This window comes from Dapis brunnea BLCC-M229, assembly GCF_050015995.1.
Lineage (GTDB): Bacteria > Cyanobacteriota > Cyanobacteriia > Cyanobacteriales > Microcoleaceae > Trichodesmium.
In genome coordinates this window covers 1-13,937 of record NZ_JBNHEP010000212.1, presented here as the reverse complement: position 1 = coordinate 13,937, position 13,937 = coordinate 1, and the positions used below count along the sequence as shown (strand labels likewise).

The window sequence follows — 13,937 nt, the reverse complement described above, 5'->3', positions numbered from 1 at the left end:
AACTTGATTTAATATCGTGTGACATACTCCCACACTAAGCTGGCGCTATAGTGTAGGCTTCTCGTTTCGCAGCCCTGCCATTGCATCGGGCTCCACGAGCTTTAAGAACGGAATGCCCTGCCGCCCTATTTTTTATATTTATCGCCGCGTTTACATCGCGGTCTATTACTATGCCGCAGTGCGGACAAGAATGGGTTCGTATGCTTAATTCTTTCTTGACTTTTTCACCACAATTTGAGCAATCTTGGCTGGTATTTTTGGGGTTTACTGCTATAGTCTTCTGTCCAGCATTTTCGGCTTTGATAGTTAAAATAGACAGGAATTGACCCCATCCAGCATCGTTAATTGATTTACTCAAACGAGTCTTTGCTAGCCCTTTAATGTTTAAGTTTTCGTGGGCAATAATATCCGCTTTTGATAACAATTCATTGGCTGTTTTAAAATGAAAATCTTTACGTCGATCAGCTATTTTTTTATGTTGTTTGGCAACAGCTTTGACAGCCTTGAGCCATCTTTTACTTCCTTTTTTCTTTCGAGATAAACGTTTTTGTAGAGTTTTTAATCGCTTCTGAGATTTTAGATAGTATTGAGGAATAGGCACATACTCTCCTTCACTTGTTACTAAAAATTCCTTTAGTCCCATATCGATTCCCAGAGTATTTTTTAATGTAGGTTCAACTTCACAACTCGAAGCTGGAACTGATTTGTCTTCTAGGGATAAGGTTACATAATAACCATCAGCTTTACGACTAATCGTCACAGTTTTAATTGTCAACCCTTCTGGTATTGGACGATGCTGAATTAGCTTTACCTTTCCAATTTTGGGCAAATTAATTTGATTTTCTTCTATGCAGTTTTGTTTGATTTGAGGATAAGTAAAACTATGATAACGTCCTTTTCCCTTAAACCTTGGTTTTCCTAATTTATGTCCATTTTTGTCTGCTTTAAACCATCTATCAAAGGCAAGTTTTACCCGTTTTATGCAATCTTGTAACACCTGAGAATGAATTAGTTTGTACTCAGGAAACTTGTCTTTGGTATTGACCAAATCTCGTTTTTGAGAGTAATAATTTGGATTATCTCTTAGTTGAGGAATTGGCATCACCAACGGGCAAGCGTTAACTGGACAACGGTTTTCTGACCACCATGAGAACCTTTCACCCAACCGATAGTTGTACTGCCGACGCAACAATTTTAACCACATTTCTATTGTGGCTATTTGTTCCTTATTGGGCTTTAATTTATATTGGTAGGCAGTACGCATGGTGAAAAATTTCCGGGGTATTGCAAGATAATCATACAAGTTTTTCAATCAAGGCGAAAGCTTCTGCTGGGATATTGGCGAATTGAATGGGCATCGAACCTATTTAATTTGCCGGCGATTCATCTCACACCAAATCAAAGATTATGGCGTGACGCTTCTTGGCAATTCAGCTAAAATTTTTTTCAAAAAATTAGTATCTTAAGTTTATTTTAAAGTAAAACTTAATTGCAGCAAACTTTGTAAAAAATCTTAATATTAAAGGTTGTCAAGAGATTAAATCTTGATTGTTTACAAAATTGGATACAGAAATTGGATACAAACTTCTTAAATACTCCCTATAATTTATGAGCAACCATCTTGCTATTGCCACTGTTACCGCAGTTCTGCAACGAATGTTACAGACGGGAGTCGTGGATGATGTTCCAGGTGCTCAAGTTACAACCTTGCGACCAGATAACTCAGGGAGTGGAATGCCTGATGTAGGGGTTAATATATTTCTTTATCAAGCTAGCCCTAGTCCAGCCTGGCGTAATACAGATCTACGCACCCGTCGTCCCAAAGAAAATTTAATTAAACACGCTCAAGCGGGACTTGATTTATTTTATTTATTAAGTTTTTATGGTAATGAACAGGAATTAGAACCGCAGCGTTTATTAGGAAGTGCCATCCAAACTGTTGTCGATCAGCCTATATTAACGCCTGAAATGATTCGCAGTGTTACAGAAAGTTCATCCTTCCGATTTTTAGCAGACTCAACTTTAGATGAACAGGTACAAATGGTACAATTTGTTCCAATTCAAATGAATTCAGAAGAGCTTTCCCGCATCTGGTCTATTTTTTTTCAAATTCCTTATATTCTTTCTTTTGCCTTCAAAGCTACTGCGGTTTTAATAGAAGGGGAAAAAATGGGTAAAGCATCTTTACCAGTGCGTTCTCGTAAATTTTCTACGGTGCTTAATCGTCCCTCAATTGACAAATTTGAAAGTTCAGACGGCAATAAGCAATCTATTATAATTACGAAGACTTTAACTATTCAAGGGAAACAACTTTTAAATGAAAATGTCAGAGTACAAATTGGAAAAGCTAGAGTTACTCCTCAAGTTGTTAGTGATACGGAAGTAAAACTAGATTTTTCCACACTTTCATCTCAAGAACGGGAGCCGCTTAAAGCTGGAGTACAAGGGCTACAAATTGTTCATTTAAAATCAATTGATTCTACGTCAGAACCTCAACGTGTTATTGAATCTAACGCCTTACCTTTTATTCTTTGTCCAGAGATAAAAATTGGTGATTTAGAAGATTTAGAAAATTTGGGAGACGATTTTTATTCAGGCAAATTAACCATTTATGTAGACTTGATAGTTGAACCTACTCAACGATTATTTTTGCTTTTAAATAGTCTGTCAAGTGAAAATTTAGAGTCTTTGATTTTGCCTGGAAAAAAACGTCGTCAAGCTTCTCATTCTATTCAGTTTTCACTCCCCAAAATAAAAAATGGCGATTACCTAGTTCGAGTTCAAATTGACGGTGCAGAAAGTTTTTTAACTGTTGAGAATAACCGATATTCAGGGCCGTTAATTCACATTCCATGACTTCTATTCCTTTTGAAAATTCTATGGATATCTACTCAACTTTATTGGCACAGTTAGAACCAATTCGCCAAAAACTACAAGAACGAGCTAATCAATTACAAGGTAAATCTAACATACAATTAAATACAACGGATAAATCACAATCTAATTCAACTCACTTATCTGAATGCTCAACTCTTAATTATCTTTGTCATAGATTTAATCTATCTCAGTTTGAGCGAGAAATTATATTACTTTGTGTTGGTATGGAACTCGATCCTCTTTGGCCTTCTGAATGTGCAGGTGCTCAGGTTAATCCCCAATATAATTTTCCCACTTTTAGTCTAGCTCAAAGTATTTTTGAAAGAGTTGATACAGGTGCATTCGCCCCAGAATCTCCGCTACGATACTGGAAATTAATACAAGTAGAACCTGGGTTATCCTTAACCCTTAGTCCTTTAAAAATTGATGAACGAATTTTTCATTTTCTAGTCGGAACAAATCAGTTAGATGAACGACTAATTAGCATTATTAAACCTGTCGTAACTAATGGAACTTTAGTTAATTCTCATCAGGAAATTGTTAACCAAATTATTTCTGTTTGGAATTATAGCTTGAACCCTACAGATAATCTATTCAAGTCGCAAAACCTGGATTCTGTCTCCTCACTTTTTAGGAAAAAAGTAACTCGAAATTATCCAGAATTAAGTAAATTTGAGAAGGAAGGAGATGATTTAGATATACATATAAAGCAGGGATTACACTTACCAATAATTCAACTGTATGGTAATGAAACAAGCGCCAAAATAGCGATAGCTGCTACAGTTTGTTATCAGTTAGAACTCAAGCTATACAAAATTTCATCACAGGTTATTCCCACTAATTTGAATGAACTCTATCAACTAATTAAACTCTGGCGAAGGGAGGCAAGATTAAGTCAAGCAACTCTATTTTTAGAAGTTAATCAAGTAACTTCAATAGATATTAGTCAAGAAAATGCCATTACCTATTTTATTGAAGAAATTGATAGTCCTTTAATTGTTAGTCGTCAAGATAGAAAACCTCAACAACATCGTCAAGTAATAACGTTTGAAGTTAATAAACCTACCACTTTAGAACAACGACATACTTGGCATCAAACCTTCAGAGAACAGAAAATTAATCTGGATGGTTTTGTTGATCGACTGGTGGCTCAGTTTAATTTCAGTGCAACAGAAATTCATTCTATAAGTCAACAAATTTCCCCATTAATATCTTCTGATTTATCATTAGAATCTGCCGATCAAAATAAACTAATTACTCAGAAAATTTGGCACATTTGTCGTGATCACGCTCAACCTCAAATGGATGAACTTGCTCAACCTATTCAAGCAGTAGCTAGTTGGGATGATTTGGTGCTTCCTGAACTCCAAAAACAAACCTTACAAAATATTGCGACCCATGTAAAACAACGCATAACAGTTTATGAACATTGGGGATTTGTGCAAAAAGGGAAACGAGGGTTAGGAATTACTGCGTTATTTGCTGGAGCGAGTGGAACTGGGAAAACAATGGCTGCAGAAGTAATAGCTAGAGAATTGCGTCTAGATTTATATCGAATAGATTTGAGTTCTGTTGTCAGTAAATATATTGGAGAAACTGAAAAGAATTTGAGACAGGTTTTTGATAAGGCAGAAACGGGAGGCGCGATTTTACTCTTTGATGAGGCAGATGCTTTATTTGGGAAGCGGAGTGACGTTAAAGATAGTCGCGATCGCTATGCTAATTTAGAAGTTAGCTATCTTCTGCAACGCATGGAAGCTTATCGCGGACTGGCAATTTTAACCACAAATTTAAAGGAAGCAATTGATAATGCTTTTATGCGACGAATTAGATTTGTGGTGAAGTTTCCGTTACCTGATGTAACTCAGCGTACAGAAATTTGGCGACGAATTTTTCCCAAAGAAACACCCACAGCAGGTTTAGATTTCAGGAAACTTGCAAAGTTAAATCTTCCTGGGGGAAATATTCGTAATATTGCTTTAAATGCAGCATTCTTAGCAGCAGATTTGGGAGAACCTGTAACAATGGCACATCTTTTGCAAGCCACAGAAAGTGAGTATGCAAAACTTGAACGCCCTCTAACTGACACAGAAGTTAAGGGATGGGTTTGACACTCTCATATAGAATCCGGTTGAACAGTTGTCATTGCGACGGAAGGAAGCAATCTCAGGGATGCACGGAGATTGCTTCCTTCCACTCCGTTCCAGTCGCAATGACTTGGCTATAGTAATTATGCGGATTTTATACACCGTTAAATCAAGGATTATAACGGGAATTCTCTTTCAACATTTTATTATAGAATAAGATTACAATACTTCAGAGGTTGTCTAAAAAGTTTTGATTGCTATTTCAACTGCCCCCCTTAACCTTCCAATTTTTGGCCAGATAAAAGACCCTCTGGATTGGGAGATTTAGAGGGCAAGGTAAGCACATTTGATTTTTAAAACATCCTCTCAAACTCTCGATAAATTGGAGGACAACAAATGGTTGGTAAACCTGCTGCACGGGCGGGAGACATGACAGCCCACGGTTCTATCCTTAAGCCTAGTCCGGGTAGTTCCAATGTTCTTATTGGTGGTAAACCAGCTTGGCGTGGCTTAGGCCCCGCAGGTGCTGCTCAACTGGCACAGGAGAGCGCAAAAATCATGAAATCTGTTGCCCAGTTTACCACAGCAATCAATACTAATAATGGCCTTGGCGCTGCAAAGGCTCTAAAAAAGATGCAAGAAGGTATTTCCAATGCACTCAAAATTATGGCTGCCGTCGATCAGAACTTTTGCGAAATACTCTTAGTTCCCCCAGTTCCACCTCCTCATGGAAACGGTGTTGTGATTACAGGTAGCAATACGGTACTGATTAATGGTTTACCTGCTTGTCGTCAGGGAGATATGATTCAAGAAACAGTTTCTGTTAACAGTATTGCCGGGGGTTGTTCGAGTGTCTTAATTGGTGGTTAAACCATGGGTGAAATTATTAATGACTACGATCTATCGTTGATAGAACAATATGGTCAGGACTTACGCAAAACAACGTATTTCTGTCATTGCGAGCGACAGCGAAGCAATCTCAAACGTCGAAATTGTGTTCCTAATGCGTAAGTCCTGATGGTTTAGTTAAATTGGAGTTGCGCGATTGCGATAATATTTTTAATTTAACTTAATTAATTTTCCTTCAACAGTAATTATTCCATCCCCTTTAATATTAATATTGACTCCTTTGATATCAATATTGCTTCCTGAGTCCAGGCTAATTCCTGTATTATCCATCTTGATCGTATGACTAGGCGTTTTCAATTCAATATAGTTATTTTTATCATCTAATCGTAATTCGTGACCACCATTTGTTTGAATTTCCACAAACTTTTCACTATCATTTAATCGAATCTGATGTCCGTCTGTTGTCTCAATATAAATCCCAGCTTTACTGTTTCCTCGATCTTCTTCAATAAACTGAATTTGATGACCTGTTCTTGTTTTAAAGGTTCGCACCCGGACATTACTATCTTGAACACTTTCATTAACAGTTGTAGGAGGCGCATCTTGACCGTTCCAAACCCCACCTAAAATATAAGGGCGATGAATATTTCCATGTTCAAATGCAACTAATACTTCATCATTAATTTCTGGTAAACAGTCAAACCCTCGATCTTTTCCTGCACCAATTGCTACCATTCTCGCCCAGTGGCTAGCGTGAGCATTTTCTCCTGTTTGAGGTGTCAGAGTAGGGAACCAAACTTTGACTCGTCCTAAGCCTTCTGGATCTTGGTTGTCAGTGACAATTCCAACTAAAAAAGTTTGTCCCGGTTGTAGACGAGTAGGGGGAGAAAGGGTTGTTAATAAATTACCACCGCGTAATCCTCTAACACTAAATTCAGTGGTATAAACCCGTTCAAAGTAGGTATGACGAGTCTCGGTTACATAGTACGAACCACTGTGTTTCCCTAAATCTTCTAATCTCACATTTCGTCCGGGTCGAATTTCAGGATTTCCTTCTGCTTGAGCATCAGCATAAACAAACTGTCCACCTAATTCATCAAATAAAGCAGAGGCGATCGCATCCGCTTCTTTAGGGGTAGAAATCGGTTGATCGATAACATGAACAGTTGGCTTTATTGGTTTTCCTTTGAATCCAGAAATTGCCCCACTTCCTTTCCCATTACCAGTTTCTGTTAACACCTTTTCAGAATTTTGAGTCGAAACAATTGGCTTTTTTTGTTTATAGTCCCAAGCTCTAACATTAACTTCTTTCACTTGTTCTGCGCTGGTAACTCGGACTCGAAAACTATGTATATCCTCCAGCCATTTTAGTTGAATGAGTTGAGTTGTTGTTGGGCGACGAAAATTCAATTTACCATCTTGAACAAAGAGTTCAAAACCAATGCGAGCTGCTCGTTCTCGCATAAATTCCATATTGGTTTGATGATTTTGAAAAACATACTCATGGGGAATTCCACTTTCATCAATTTGACCCGGTTCAATTAAAACCTCAGCTAGAATCTTCTTGACAATATCGGTATCTGTCATTCCTTGAAATGAACGATTCCATTGTCCTCGATATAGACGATGTGAAATATCGTAACCCCGAATCACAATAGGTGCTTGTGATTGTTCCGTGAAATGGGTTTCAATAGCTGTAATTTCTCCTTCTATTAAATAGTCTTTTTTTTCTTCGCTAAACTCTTCAGATTCTGTTGTACTTGCGCTAAAGCCAATTTTTACTGTTTTACCAATTTCTAACAAATCTTGATGTTTCCACTCTCTTTCATCTTTATCTCCTGAAAAGTAATCATTTCTAATAACAATTGTGAACATTGCTGGCAAGTGCAAACTTTCTTCAACAATAATTTGGACAATATCTTCCATCACAAACTTCATCTTTGCAGGTGATTGACCTTCAATATAAAGCAGGGGAAGCGCAACATAATTATCTGATTTGGACGGATAATTTTCGGATTTCATGGCAAATATTAAGGTTCTGTTGCAAAAAGATCGGGACTTACGCAGTACCGCTATATGTCGTGTTTGACATCCTCCCGACGCTGCTCTAGGAGACAGCGCGGGATTCCTTAACATCACTGTTAGGGGCTTTCTGCTGCCTCTTACAGAGGAGCTGCCTCTTGCAGAGGAGCTTCGCTAACGCTAACGCTAACATAGTACCCGCCTTCCGAGATTTATTCCCTTTAGGTCTTACAGTCGCTCCACAGACAAGCCAGCGCGGTCTTGGGGGTCTCCCCCATGAGCGACTGGCGCTGACACTGCGAGTCCCGCAGCCTTCTTGGTGGGCGTTCCCTTGCGTCTTCCGCTTAATTCCACCAGAGGTGACAACGACTTCAATGGCCAAATCTGGGAATTCTTTATCTGTGCCAATACAATAGCTCTCGTCTGCTTCGCCTCCCGCTGACTGTTCAGATTTACGAAAAGTTGTGGAACCTGTGGGAAAGTATTCTGTGTTGGTTTCCAGAAAGTAAATTTCGCGCCAACGTTCCAATTCGGGTTTTTCCACTTTTGTGCCGACGACTAGGGGCCACAATTTCTAAAACTCCATCTAAATAATCTAAATAACTGATACGGTAGGAAGAGCGATCGCCCAGAGTTGACAATAATGTTTCATATTGCGACCAACTCACCGGACTAATGGTATGACGTTCTTCCGGGTCCTCGATCTGGAGATGTTCGGATAACTCATTTAAGAGAATCATAGTTGACTGAGTTATTGATGAGCGTTTCTATGTTAGTTGAATTTTAAACCTCTACTTCCGATTTCAATAACTCGGATGCGTTCGCCCCACGATTTACCAGACTCCATTGTGGTTGTATTGGGTCATACTTACAATAGCATATAAATATTTGCTTACCCGTATCTGGACTAATAAATTGTTCTACCCTTGTTACAACCCAGTCTCCATCACTACCATGTGTGGTTAAACCTTTTTCAGATTCCGATTTATAATTGCGCGTGCGATCGCGACAGCGAAACGTAGTTTTATCGCCAATTTGAGGAATGGTAGGTTTTTCTTCGCTGCTCCAGTTTTCCCAAAGAATATTAGTCAAACTTTCTCTAGGCATAAGCATCCGCTCTTCCCAACCATAATCATTTCGGTTTTCAGTTTTATATACAATCCAAGTTTCAGTCGTCATATCTAGAATCCTCGAATGATGTTTGCTCACTGTCAAATATACAATCAACTTTGATAATTTCTTGTTTTTTATTTATTCTAACATCTTTGAGTTTCCATCCATATTTCTGCTGCATTTTTTCACATTCTTCAGGATTGGTAGCAGAGTGAATATTTTCTTGATTTTTATCATTTTCAGACATTAGTAATTTTTCCTAAAGTTGTTTGATTTATTATATTTTATTTTGTCAACTCAATGCCTGAATTTAGAAAAAAAAATATGATATATGGTAAACTAAAGACAGCAGTTTTTGCTTTCTAAATTGCTTCTTGAATTTGAACTTCTGCTAATAACATTATACCAATATATATACAGTTTTTCATACTAATAAAGTACACCTATTTTAATTGATATTTCCTATTCTTATGTCCCCAAAATCAAAGAATTTTGTACCTTGCCAGTATAGAAATTGCTAGAAATAAAATAATTATTGATTAAATTTAATTTTCCCCCTTATAAGTTGATGACCAACCAAATAATTTCCGTAATTTTTGAGAAGGATTAAATTTAAAAACACTTGTTTTTCCCTTCTTGACTTGTATATAAAAACTACCAAAATCTCGCAACCTTACACTTTCTCCTTCCTTAAGACATTGATAAATTTCATCTAAAGTAGCATTAATGACTTCTTCCACCACTTGACTATCATAATTAACTTGTTGAGAGACACGCTTAATTAATTCTTTTTTGTTAATCGACATATCAGTGAATAGCTAAACATCCGATTTACCCATTCATTTTACCAAATTCGGAGGTCTAAAGCTTCCCCTTTTAAAGGGATTAAAAAAATATTCAATTCAGTATTTCAAGCCTCCAGCTTTAGTGGGATGTACTAAGTAGGTAGGCGTTAAAATTTATTGTTATATGAAGGCACTTATGCCGAGGGCAGAAGGGAAGAACTTTTAGAGCTACTTTACTTTTTGTTAAATAGTTAATTTTTTCGTGCCTACCTACTTAATAACTGATAACTGTTAACTAATAACTGTTAACTGAAATAACCTCCTTGTTTAATTTCAACAAATTCTTGAGGAAACTTCTCACTTAAAGAACAATCAAAATAATAATTACACCAAAAATCAGCCACTTCAAGTAACATCGGAACAGAATCAGGAATTAATCCACTGCCATAGCTTGGTTCATAACATTCTACATATTCTCTAGCCAATTTATAAACCCAGTAAGGAAAATTATGTTCAATGAAACAACGCAAAGCATAATCTAACTTCAGTAAATAACCACTCCGAACAAAATGCACAGTAGTCCAATGAACATTACGATAATCATCACCTTGTAAACTATCAATTTCTCTCAATAATTCCCAGAGAATTTGTTTTTTTTCATAAGTAGGAACTGCTAAATAACCCTCCATTTGAGCAATAGCATCAGACATCAAACTAAGGTGAGTTGACCATTCTTCAATACTAAACTCTTCAGAACATTCAGCCTCATTCATTTTCTGCTGAACATGAATGAGAAATATAGAGAGCAAACTGTTCTGCTGCCGTTTCATTTTTGCTCAAACTTTTGATACTTGTTAAACGAGTAATGGGCAGAGCAAAAGTGAAGTCTCCATGATTAAGTTCAACTATTACTTGAAGCCATTTTTTAATTTTGTTAGCTATTGCTTTGTTTGCACCTTTTTGCTTCATCACAATATATCTTAACTTGCTCAAACACAAGTCTCAATTACTAAAGTTATTAACCTCAAAAAAATAGAACCAAAACATCTGATTTTCGTAAGCATTCAGCCGTCAGCTGAATGCTCTCAGCGTTCGGAGTTTATTTCATTTATAGGAGGAATTAGAATTAAGGTTGAGCGAGAATTAAAAGTCTAGGTAAAAGCGGACATCATCAGCTAATTTTAGCTATAATGGTTCAAAATCAATTGCTAATAGTTGAATGCTTACTAATTTTCTGTTAATAAACCAGACATATTCAGCAACTTTTCTGACCAAAAATTAGCTTTATGACTCACCTCACTCCGGAGTTCACTATCATTCCAAATACTTTCCCAATTATACTGCCATCGTGCCAATATTATCTGTAAATCAACAAGTTCAGCAGCAACTTCCACCTCTGTATCAGGTGCAGTCCATTCAATAAAAAATTCACTTTCTTTGAGCAAATTTTCTACCAGTTCTTGATTAGCTGTAGACTGACAACGAGATTTAATTCGTGCTAAATTCGAGGCGAGATTTCCCAAGCGTATAGGAATTTCATCTCTCAAATATCTGTCTTTTAAAGTATTCCAATTTCTCATAAATTTCCTAATAACTGTTCTACAATTTGAGCAACCCGCGTTCTAATAACTGGGTCTTAAATTTCCATTGATCGATTGTTTTGACGAGGAGGGATATTAATTAGAGATTCATAACCCACCTCTTGTTTTAGTAATTAACAATTTTTATGTCGGCGACAGCCGTTTGCGTAGCATTCCGGAGGAAAACAATTAATAATTAATAATTACTTCTCCAGAATAGTTAAATTAACACTTTTATGTCAGCGACTGCAAAATGCGAAAGCATGACAAACGGAAAACAATTAATAATTCTAGACCAGAGCATTAATAATTGATAAAAGACTATTTCCCTAGCTTTATGTTCCTCAATTATTCATTATTTATTATAAAAAGAGGTTTTCAATCTGAATCCTTTAATTATTAATTATTAATTATTCATTATTAATTATTCGAGATACCAATCAGCTCCCCAAATATCTACTTGTCTACTTCCGTTTTCTAATAGTACAGCTTCACAATCCGCGTGTAGTTCTCCACCGCCAGCTAAAACACCTTTTTCTATATCTACTGCCAGTTTAATATAACTATTGAGAGTAGCTAACATTTCATTAATTTGTTGTTTAGTAGCACGTTCTCGAAGCAAGTAAATCATTATTTTGTCAGAATAAATTCTTGGTATTTTATCAGATTACTACTTTAATTGTAAAAAAATCGTGATTGTAATTTTTTTACTTATTTAAAGGTATTAAATAATAAATAATAGCACTCTCAACTGGCCAGGAAAAGAGTGCTTTATCATCAATGCATCAATCTCTTATTCTAGCTGACCCCCCAACAAATTTTTCACAGACTTTAAAGCTTTAAGATAAGTATCGCGTTGCTTCAGCGAACCATACTCTCGTAGCTGTTCCTTCGTAAAACCAAACCCATTACATAAATCTTTCAATTGTTGAATATTTCGTTCTTCAATAGGCAGATAATAAGCCCCTACAGACTTAGGCTTAGACTGATGATTATTACCATCACCATTTGATTTAACTATACTATATTCATCAGATAATTTATCTCCATTAGTAGGAACAGAATCCTGATAATTACCTCCTTTTTTTGACCCATTACCATCAGATTTATTCCCACTAGAAGAACCATTACTATCCGACTCTACTTCAACAGTAATCACATCAATTAAACCAGAATCATCACCACCATTAGAATCATCAGGACGGTAAGGAGTATCCGATAAATCATCAGCATCTGGCAACTCCTTCAAATCAATAGAATCATAATCCCCTGAACGAATCTTTTCCACCTCTTGCCAAAAACCTAATTCGAGTTCTTCCTCTCCAGCAATCTTAGTAGCATTAACAGCCTTAATAATCTGAACCAAACCAGACTCCAAAGCACCCTTTAAAGTCTTCTGATTCTGATGCCGTTCCTCATTAGCAGCCTGTTCATTTCTGAGTTGAACTAACTGACGTTCTAGCTCTTCAATCCGAGATTCTAGGGAGTCTCTAGTAGAATTAGTAGTCGAATTAATAGCCTCTTCAAGTCCAGCAAAAAGCATAATTAAATATCTCCTGTGAATAATTAATAATTAATAATTAACAATTAATAATTTATAAGTATAGTGCCGAAATTAATTACAGTTCCTTATAATCCTTGCATTATTGCCAGAGTGCCTTTCAAAGAAAGGGAATTAATTTTGCAGTAAGGATTAATGAACTTTAAGTGTAGAAAAACTCTGATATGTAGCTAAATTATTAGATGATCGGCAACTAACAATTATTAATTATTAATTGTTAATTATTAATTGTTGTTACCTATTATAGAGTAGTTTTTTGATTTGACAATACCTCTAGCATTTGACTCTTTAATGGGAATAATTATTGTTCTATAAGTAAACATTATTAGTCAATAAAAAGGAATAACATTTGTAGGGAATAAGGAATACTTACTTCAGATAATCTTCATAAAAATTATGCCAATTGTTAAAGCAAAAAAAACTTGGCATACATCAAACAAAAGTAAGTTTTTCTAATTGAAACTAGAGCAAATGGTAAACGAATAAAAGGTGATACAAAATCTGCAAGATTCACACTCAAACTATGCTGCTCACGGGGTGACAAGCAACTCAAAAGTATTGTGGGATAAGGGTTTAAAGGGCATAAGCAGGGGAGAAAAATTGACAGGTTTTATGATAATAATAATCATTCTCAGTGGTGGTGTGGGTGAGCTTCGCTCACCCACACCACCAACCCATATTGAACTATTGTTCAATTAATGTCCAACAGAACATTTATGTAAGTCCATTAAAAAATTTTAATAATCAGATGAATGGTAAGAGTTTGAGTATAAATAATTAACTATTATTTAATATCGACAGAGCTTTTAATCCTCTTTGATACTTCGACTTTTTCTGAGGATTAAAATTCATCAGATCTGTGACGAGTTCAACTAAATATTCCCAAGCCATGACCCACAATTCACCATACATACCTACCCAAAAATTACTATGTCTTTTATCTTTTCGCCTCAGCTCTGTTAATCTACAAATGTAGTTTTGATACCCGGATTTTTTGATAAGTTTACCGTAAGGATTCAGGTGAGAGCGATCGCACTCTGGGTTTGATGAAGGGAAATACCAG

Annotated in this window: 15 protein-coding genes and 1 pseudogene; 3 read left to right on the top strand and 13 right to left on the bottom strand. The window is 36.3% G+C overall.

Translation table 11 applies throughout. The features are described from left to right. Nucleotides 1-34: 34 nt before the first annotated feature. Nucleotides 35-1,264 (bottom strand): RNA-guided endonuclease InsQ/TnpB family protein, encoded by a 1,230-nt coding sequence (locus ACP6PM_RS23740; RefSeq protein ID WP_426589011.1) that lies wholly within the window; start codon nucleotides 1,262-1,264, stop codon nucleotides 35-37. Between the two features lie 344 nt (nucleotides 1,265-1,608). On the opposite strand from ACP6PM_RS23740, the gene ACP6PM_RS23735 reads away from it, so the two are divergent. The 3 genes from ACP6PM_RS23735 to ACP6PM_RS23725 all read left to right on the top strand — a co-directional run bounded on the left by ACP6PM_RS23735 (nucleotide 1,609) and on the right by ACP6PM_RS23725 (nucleotide 5,834). Next, nucleotides 1,609-2,856 (top strand): Pvc16 family protein, encoded by a 1,248-nt coding sequence (locus tag ACP6PM_RS23735; RefSeq protein WP_426589009.1) that lies wholly within the window; start codon nucleotides 1,609-1,611, stop codon nucleotides 2,854-2,856. A gap of 23 nt (nucleotides 2,857-2,879) precedes the next feature. Then, complete coding sequence (locus tag ACP6PM_RS23730; protein ID WP_426589007.1) at nucleotides 2,880-4,988, top strand: ATP-binding protein; 2,109 nt, start codon at nucleotides 2,880-2,882, stop codon at nucleotides 4,986-4,988. Between the two features lie 372 nt (nucleotides 4,989-5,360). Then, complete coding sequence (locus ACP6PM_RS23725) at nucleotides 5,361-5,834, top strand: PAAR domain-containing protein (protein WP_426589005.1); 474 nt, start codon at nucleotides 5,361-5,363, stop codon at nucleotides 5,832-5,834. A 189-nt stretch (nucleotides 5,835-6,023) separates the two neighbouring features. Here the strand turns inward: ACP6PM_RS23725 and ACP6PM_RS23720 are convergent, their stop codons facing one another. The 12 genes and pseudogenes from ACP6PM_RS23720 to ACP6PM_RS23665 form a co-directional block, all read right to left on the bottom strand. Continuing rightward, a complete protein-coding gene (locus ACP6PM_RS23720; protein WP_426589003.1) occupies nucleotides 6,024-7,835 on the bottom strand; it encodes a VgrG-related protein in 1,812 nt (603 codons plus the stop codon). Between the two features lie 452 nt (nucleotides 7,836-8,287). Further along, a complete protein-coding gene (locus ACP6PM_RS23715) occupies nucleotides 8,288-8,575 on the bottom strand; it encodes a hypothetical protein (RefSeq protein ID WP_426589001.1) in 288 nt (95 codons plus the stop codon). 43 nt (nucleotides 8,576-8,618) lie between these two features. After that, nucleotides 8,619-9,014 (bottom strand): hypothetical protein, encoded by a 396-nt coding sequence (locus ACP6PM_RS23710; protein ID WP_426588999.1) that lies wholly within the window; start codon nucleotides 9,012-9,014, stop codon nucleotides 8,619-8,621. Next, complete coding sequence (locus ACP6PM_RS23705) at nucleotides 9,004-9,195, bottom strand: hypothetical protein (RefSeq protein ID WP_426588997.1); 192 nt, start codon at nucleotides 9,193-9,195, stop codon at nucleotides 9,004-9,006. Before ACP6PM_RS23705 ends, ACP6PM_RS23710 begins: the two co-directional genes overlap by 11 nt. A gap of 298 nt (nucleotides 9,196-9,493) precedes the next feature. Then, on the bottom strand, nucleotides 9,494-9,754 hold the full coding sequence (locus ACP6PM_RS23700) for an HU family DNA-binding protein (RefSeq protein ID WP_426588995.1): 261 nt from the start codon (nucleotides 9,752-9,754) through the stop codon (nucleotides 9,494-9,496). Nucleotides 9,755-10,038: 284 nt separating this feature from the next. Then, nucleotides 10,039-10,506, bottom strand: a complete 468-nt coding sequence (locus tag ACP6PM_RS23695; protein ID WP_426588993.1) for a hypothetical protein — start codon at nucleotides 10,504-10,506, stop codon at nucleotides 10,039-10,041. Next, on the bottom strand, nucleotides 10,499-10,705 hold the full coding sequence (locus tag ACP6PM_RS23690) for a hypothetical protein (protein WP_426588991.1): 207 nt from the start codon (nucleotides 10,703-10,705) through the stop codon (nucleotides 10,499-10,501). The genes ACP6PM_RS23695 and ACP6PM_RS23690 overlap by 8 nt, the downstream gene beginning before the upstream one ends. 254 nt (nucleotides 10,706-10,959) lie before the next feature. Further along, nucleotides 10,960-11,313 (bottom strand): hypothetical protein, encoded by a 354-nt coding sequence (locus ACP6PM_RS23685; RefSeq protein WP_426588989.1) that lies wholly within the window; start codon nucleotides 11,311-11,313, stop codon nucleotides 10,960-10,962. A gap of 56 nt (nucleotides 11,314-11,369) precedes the next feature. Next, entirely contained in the window at nucleotides 11,370-11,432 is a 63-nt protein-coding gene (locus ACP6PM_RS23680) for a hypothetical protein (RefSeq protein ID WP_426589054.1), read from the bottom strand. Nucleotides 11,433-11,737: 305 nt separating this feature from the next. After that, nucleotides 11,738-11,944 carry a DUF5674 family protein gene (locus ACP6PM_RS23675; RefSeq protein WP_426588988.1) on the bottom strand — a complete coding sequence of 69 codons (207 nt, stop codon included), beginning with the start codon at nucleotides 11,942-11,944 and terminating at the stop codon, nucleotides 11,738-11,740. A 162-nt stretch (nucleotides 11,945-12,106) separates the two neighbouring features. Continuing rightward, nucleotides 12,107-12,856, bottom strand: coding sequence for a hypothetical protein (locus ACP6PM_RS23670; protein ID WP_426588986.1), 750 nt, complete (start codon nucleotides 12,854-12,856; stop codon nucleotides 12,107-12,109). 795 nt (nucleotides 12,857-13,651) lie between these two features. Further along, nucleotides 13,652-13,937: pseudogene (locus ACP6PM_RS23665) on the bottom strand (hypothetical protein); the annotation flags it as partial.